This window comes from Actinoallomurus acaciae (assembly GCF_042429965.1).
In the GTDB taxonomy this organism is placed as follows: Bacteria; Actinomycetota; Actinomycetes; order Streptosporangiales; family Streptosporangiaceae; genus Actinoallomurus; species Actinoallomurus acaciae.
Genome location: NZ_JBHLZP010000753.1, coordinates 1 through 3,078 on the forward strand (window position 1 = coordinate 1; position 3,078 = coordinate 3,078).

Annotated in this window: 4 protein-coding genes; 1 reads left to right on the forward strand and 3 read right to left on the reverse strand. The window is 73.5% G+C overall.

Features of this window, described 5'->3' with window-relative positions:
- A partial coding sequence (locus tag ACFFNX_RS46370; RefSeq protein ID WP_378212732.1) for a hypothetical protein occupies window positions 1-206 on the reverse strand: 206 nt, incomplete at its 3' end.
- 111 nt (window positions 207-317) lie between these two features.
- Window positions 318-1,154, reverse strand: a complete 837-nt coding sequence (locus ACFFNX_RS46375; protein WP_378212733.1) for a nitroreductase/quinone reductase family protein — start codon at window positions 1,152-1,154, stop codon at window positions 318-320.
- 74 nt (window positions 1,155-1,228) lie between these two features.
- Between ACFFNX_RS46375 and ACFFNX_RS46380 the strand changes: the two genes are divergently transcribed.
- On the forward strand, window positions 1,229-1,675 hold the full coding sequence (locus tag ACFFNX_RS46380; protein ID WP_378212734.1) for a MarR family winged helix-turn-helix transcriptional regulator: 447 nt from the start codon (window positions 1,229-1,231) through the stop codon (window positions 1,673-1,675).
- Between the two features lie 27 nt (window positions 1,676-1,702).
- Here ACFFNX_RS46380 and ACFFNX_RS46385 read toward each other — a convergent pair.
- A partial coding sequence (locus ACFFNX_RS46385; protein WP_378212735.1) for a S9 family peptidase occupies window positions 1,703-3,078 on the reverse strand: 1,376 nt, incomplete at its 5' end.

The window sequence follows — 3,078 nt, forward strand, 5'->3', positions numbered from 1 at the left end:
GTCGGGATCCCGACGTTGACCGTGTAGTAGTCGCCGGGCGAGACGGAACCCCGGACGATCACGGTGAGCGGGACGCCGGGCGCGAGGGCCCGCGTCGTACGGGTCTGCGGCACGCCGGCCGCCGACGGCTCCGCGGCCCACGCCGTGCCGGCCGACAGGACGGCCAGCGCCACCCCCGCCGAGACCCACCCACGCCGAACGGTCATCTCTGCCTCCTCGGATGCGGTCCGGCGACAAGATCACCGGAACGGACCGCCGCATCCTACGAGCCGAGGCGGTCGCCGCGACAGCGTCCGGCGCCCGAATCCTCCGCGGCGTTACAGAGCGTTCAGCGCCGGAACGAGGCGCCGTTCCTCCCGGTCGAAGTGCGCCTCGATCTCCTCGGCCAGCCCGCGCAGCTCGCCCAGCACGTCTCCCGGCGAGGCGGCGCGCCTCAGCGCCTCCTCGAACCGCGACCGGATGCCCGCCAGCACCGCGTGTTCCTCGCCGAGTGCCGCGAGCGCGGGCTCCAGGCCCGGGTACCGCTGCGCGAGAAGGGGAAAGCCGCGCCCCGCCTCGTTGTCGTGGTGGGCGTGGACGTCGGCGCAGAAGGACAGGCAGCGCGAGCGCAGCCGCGCGGCGAGGTCGTCGGGCGGCGAGGTCGCGGGGCGGCCCGCGGCGAGGTCCTCCACGGCGGCGAGGATCCCGGCCAGTTCCCCGCGCATGCCGCGGTGGATGGCGACGAGCTCGTCCCCCAGCGCGCGGGCACGCTGGTCGCGGTAGAGGGCGACGACCGGGATCACCCGGCTGGTCCCGGCCTGGTAGTCGGCGAAGGCGGGGGCGATCTCGGCCTGGCGCGCGTAGAGCGCGTCGCGCTCGGCGCCCTCGAGCGGCTGAGCGGTCGCGGCGTAGGTCTCCTCGCCGGTCTCGACGGTGACCCCGGGGTTGGCCAGCAGGTTGTGGTACCAGGCCGGATGGGCCGGGGCGCCCGCGTTGGAGGCGAACACCAGGAGCCGCCCGCCGTCGCTCCGGCAGGTGACCGGAGTGGTGTGACGCCGGCCGGTACGGGCGCCGACCGTGGTCAGCAGGACGAGGGGTGTGCCCTCGAACGGGCCGCCGACCACTCCGCCGTTCGCCCGGAACTCCTCAATGATCTTCTGATTCCAGTCCGACATGGGCCGATAGCCTCCGAGACGATGAGTGCGATGCACATTTGCTTTGCAAGCAAAGCTATTTTGGAGATCAAGGTATGTCAACGGGACTGAGCGTCGACGAGGGCATCCGTACGCTGCTGCTGCTGATGCCGCGCCTGGTCGGCCGCGCCAAGCGCACGCCGGTGCCGGAGCGGCTGAGATCGCTGGACCTGGCGCCGCGGCACCTGTCGCTGCTGTCCTACCTGCTCTTCGACGGGCCGCAGGGCGTCAACGAACTCGCCGCCCGGCTGGAGGTGGCGCCGACCACGGTGAGCCTCATGGTGGGTGAGCTGAGCCGTAAGGGCGTGGTCGAGCGGCGCGAGGACGAGGCCGACCGCCGCCGGACGATCGTGAGCATCGCCGAGGACAGCCGTCCCGCCGTCGACGCGTGGCTCGCCAACGGCGCGCGCGCCTGGCGCACGGCGCTCGAACCGCTCACCGACGAACAGCGGGCGATGTTCGTCGCGACCCTGCGCGCGTACGAGAACGCGGTCGGCCGCTGACCCCGCCCCGGCGACGGCGGAGGTGCCTCAGACCAGGTCGGGGCGCCTCCACTCCTCCCCCAGGACGTGCTGGGCGAGGAAGGCGAACACGGTCTCGTACCAGACCGTGGCGTTGCCGGGCGTGAGGATCCAGTGGTTCTCGTCCGGGAAGTAGAGGAATTTCGCCTCCACGTCGTGCCGGATCAGGTCCCACCACAGCCGCAGGGCGTTGCCGATCGGCACCCGGTAGTCGCGGTCGCCGTGGATGACGAGCATCGGCGTACGGATGTTCGCGATGTGCCGCGCCGGATCGTTGGCGGCCCAGCGCTCGGGCCGCTCGGCCGGATCGCCGAACTCGCGGACGAAGTAGTGCCCCTCGTCGGAGGTGAGGAAGGTCTCGACCGGCCAGGCGCCGGCGTGCGTGACGAGCGCCTTGAAGCGGTCGGTGTGCCCGGCGATCCAGTTGGCCAGGTAGCCGCCGTACGAGCCGCCCATCACGCCGGTGCGGTCGGCGTCGACGTCGTCGCGGGCGATCGCGGCGTCGGTGATGCTCATCAGGTCGTCGTACGCGGGCTCCGGCCAGCAGCCGTGCGCGCGGCGGATGAAGTCCTGCCCGTAGCCGAGCGACAGCGCGGGATCGGGCAGCAGGACCGCGTACCCGCGCGCGGCCATCAGCCACCAGTTCCACCGCCACGCCCAGGGGCTCCAGCTGGCGTACGGTCCGCCGTGCGGCCACAGCAGCAGTGGCGCCGGCGACGTGGCGGACGCGCCGGCCGGCAGCACGAGCCAGCCGCGAAGCGGTGTGCCGTCGGCGGCCGTCGCCGTGACCTCGGTGAGGATCCCGGGCAGCTCCGGCGCGTCCCAGAGCCGCAGCCGCTGCGGCTCCCCGCCCGGGGCGGCCGCGTCGAGCCGGACCGGAGCCTGCGGCGCGTCGATCGCCGACCGCACGGCGTAGACGTACCGCCCGTCCGGGGAGACGTCCACCAGGTCGTACGCGCCGTCGTCACCGCTCAGCCGGGCCACCTCGCCCGTGGCGACCTCCACGCGGAAGACCGGCGCGCGCCCCTGGTCGTACGCGGCGCAGTAGACGAAGCGCCCGTCCGGCGACCAGATCGCGTCGTACGGCCACCGGTCGAGGTCAGGCGTCAGGTCGCGGCCCTCACCGCCGTCGATCGGCACGATCCACAGCGTCTGGCCGGGCGGTTCGTCCAGGCTGTTGTGGCGCTCGCGCACGCAGACCACGTGGCGGCCGTCCGGCGAGACGACGGGGCGGAGGAAGTCGAACCCGTCGGCGCCGGCGAGCCGGCGCCGCTCCCCCGTCGCCGTGTCGATCGCGACGAGCTCGGAGCGGCGTTCGCCGCGCGGGAGCGGCAGCCACCACCCGGTGACGACCGTCGCGCCGTCGGGGGCGACCGCGAAGTCCT